This window comes from Glycomyces salinus (assembly GCF_016428645.1).
GTDB lineage: Bacteria > Actinomycetota > Actinomycetes > Mycobacteriales > Micromonosporaceae > Glycomyces > Glycomyces salinus.
In genome coordinates, this window is the sequence record NZ_JAELXW010000104.1 from 1 (window position 1) to 1,855 (window position 1,855).

A 1,855-nucleotide genomic window follows, 5' to 3' on the forward strand; every position below is an offset into this window, starting at 1 on the left:
CCGGTCCCCTCCGCGCCCCGCGGCCGGGCATGTCGCCACCCCGCCGCCCCCGGTGCAACCGTGCCCGAAGGAGGCGACACCGGGTGCCCGGTGCCGGGCGCCGGGCACGGCCGCTGAGGTCCGCCCCGCTATCGCCGTCGGTGATGCCGTTGATGCAGCGGCCACCCACCGGTACCGCTCCCGCCCCAGCTCCCGCCGTCCGAACACTGTCCAGGCGCTCCGACCGGATCAGGCGGTACGAGCGCATCGCGGCGATGCGCGCCGCCGAGTTCGGCGCGTACGCCGACAATGAGGTTCCGACTTGACCCCGCCGGGAACGCCCTGGGGTTCAAGGCATTCGCCGATGACGACCAGGTCGTCGCCGTCCAGCGGCATCTCTGCCTCAGTCTGCCCGCGCCTCGAAACGCGCAACCTTCATGATCGGCCCCAGACCGGTCCGGAACGGCGTGCGGCCGACTCCGGTCAGGCCGGGGCGCCGGGTCAGGGCCCCGAACGGCGCCCATCGGAAGTCGTAGACGAGCAGTCGCCCTCCGGCGCGCAGGACGCGGGCCAGCTCGGACGAGGCGGCTTCCGGGTCGTCCCAGTGATGCGCGCTGAAGGTGGAGACGACCAGATCGAACCGGTCGCCTTCGAACGGGAGGTCGGCCACGTCGGCGGCGCGCAGATCCGGCCGCTCCTCCAGGTCCGCCAGGTTCCGCCTCGCGTGGTCGATCATGTCTTCGGCGAGGTCGATCCCGGAGAGCCGGAGGTCGGGGCGGGCGCGGGCGATCGCCCCGAGCAGCAGGCCGGGCCCGGTGCCCGCGTCGAGCACCGAGGCGCCTTCCGGGGCCGACGCCGCGATGTCGGCGGCGAACCGGCGGTAGAGCGGCTTCATCAGCCAGCGGGCGAGCCGGTCGTAGACGCGACTGTGGCGGCCTTCGATGGAGCCCCCTCTGTGGCCGTGCGATCTGTGCGGCATGCGGACCTCCAATAGTTGTACCTTGCAACCTTCCGATCAGTCTACGATGTTCAGTTGCAGGGCACAACTCTAAGAACGGGGAGGAGCGCGATGGAAGCCGACCATCTGCACCACCTGCTCATGGACATCGTCCGGACCGCTGAGTTCACACTGCTGGAGCAGCTGTTCCCCGAACGCTCTTTCTCCATGTCGCAGCTGTTCGCGCTCCATGAGCTCGACCACCGGACCGGCATCTCCCAGCGGGAGCTCGCCGAACGCCTCGGCCTGGAGAAGAGCAGCGTCAGCCGCCTGGTCGCGGGCCTGGAATCGGACGGCCTGCTTGTCCGCCAGCGCGACCCGGACAACCGCCGCCTCTACCGGCTCGAGATCACCGAGGCCGGGCGGCGGCTGCACCGCGAAGCCGCCGCGGCACTGGACCGGCGCTTCGCCCGCTGGACTTCGGTGATGTCACCGGCAGAGCGCGAAGGGCTGGCCACCGGACTCCCGGCCCTACTGCGAGCCATGCGCGACGACCGCGCCGCAGACTGAGTCGGCGAACCCCGGTAGCCGGACGCGGACTGTGTGCGCACCGGCCGCGACCGGCACCCACCATGCCCTCAGTGCGGCGGCAACGCCTCCCCAGAAGTCGGTGACCGAGACGGGGATGGGGATGTCCCGGCCTCGAGATCTGACAATCGGGACATAATATCCCAACACTGAGATCCAATGTCTGCAAAGCGGCTGAGCCCGACAGCGGGCGTCGCGCAGCCGACGGAGTCCTCCAGAGGGCGCCCGCCGCCCGGTCGGCATTTCGAGCTCGGATGTCCGTATCCGAACTGACCGATTCCCGCTCGTAGTCGTCAGAAATCCCCCGATTCCCCGGACGCCGTGGGTGAGCAGCGCTGGTTCGAGCCGGGC

The 1,855-nt window shown here is 70.4% G+C and carries 2 protein-coding genes; one reads left to right on the forward strand and one right to left on the reverse strand.

Features of this window, described 5'->3' with window-relative positions; genetic code table 11:
- Positions 1-382: 382 nt before the first annotated feature.
- Positions 383-958 (reverse strand): class I SAM-dependent methyltransferase, encoded by a 576-nt coding sequence (locus tag JFB92_RS20935; protein WP_199043201.1) that lies wholly within the window; start codon positions 956-958, stop codon positions 383-385.
- A gap of 90 nt (positions 959-1,048) precedes the next feature.
- Between JFB92_RS20935 and JFB92_RS20940 the strand changes: the two genes are divergently transcribed.
- Positions 1,049-1,486: a MarR family winged helix-turn-helix transcriptional regulator gene (locus JFB92_RS20940; RefSeq protein WP_199043203.1), complete on the forward strand. Its 438-nt coding sequence runs from the start codon at positions 1,049-1,051 to the stop codon at positions 1,484-1,486.
- Positions 1,487-1,855 lie beyond the last annotated feature (369 nt).

Excerpts from the sequence above, each read along its gene's own strand:
- JFB92_RS20935 (WP_199043201.1), bottom strand. The coding sequence starts at position 958 with ATGCCGCACAGATCGCACGGCCACAGAGGGGGCTCCATCGAAGGCCGC.
- JFB92_RS20940 (WP_199043203.1), top strand. The coding sequence starts at position 1,049 with ATGGAAGCCGACCATCTGCACCACCTGCTCATGGACATCGTCCGGACC.